Source organism: Vibrio sp. 10N.222.49.C9 (assembly GCF_041474985.1).
GTDB lineage: Bacteria > Pseudomonadota > Gammaproteobacteria > Enterobacterales > Vibrionaceae > Vibrio > Vibrio crassostreae_C.
The window spans coordinates 1-333 of record NZ_JBFRVD010001457.1 but is presented as its reverse complement, the minus strand read 5'-3'; the positions used below and the strand labels follow the sequence as shown (position 1 = coordinate 333).

Genomic DNA, 333 nt, shown 5'->3' with positions numbered 1-333 from the left:
GCATAAGTAAGGCCATTAAGATGCTTGTACAGCTCCTTTTTGTCGTCGATGCCAGTTTTCTTACGAGCAATGCTTAACATTAACTCTAAGCTGTCATTGAATACGACACGCCCACAGCCAGCCATTTGAGCAAGTTTGTCAGCTTGCTCTGGCGTTGGTTCTAGTTTGAACGAATGTCAGGTGCATTCTACGACTCAATTCTTTGAATGAGTCGCTAGTCTAGCCTGACGGTTTTTCTTGCGAAAGGACGTACTCTTTTACTGTTTCCAGATTGGCTCCACCTGTTGTAGTTACAGCATAAGAGCGCGACCAAAACAGAGGTTTCCAGAAAAA

At 44.1% G+C, this 333-nt stretch carries 1 protein-coding gene and 1 pseudogene; both read right to left on the bottom strand.

Going from position 1 to position 333, the window contains the following annotated elements; all coding sequences use genetic code 11:
* A pseudogene (locus AB4585_RS28740) lies at positions 1-161 on the bottom strand (helix-turn-helix domain-containing protein); the annotation flags it as partial.
* A gap of 58 nt (positions 162-219) precedes the next feature.
* Positions 220-318, bottom strand: a complete 99-nt coding sequence (locus tag AB4585_RS28735; RefSeq protein WP_372172187.1) for a transposase — start codon at positions 316-318, stop codon at positions 220-222.
* Between the last annotated feature and the right edge of the window lie 15 nt (positions 319-333).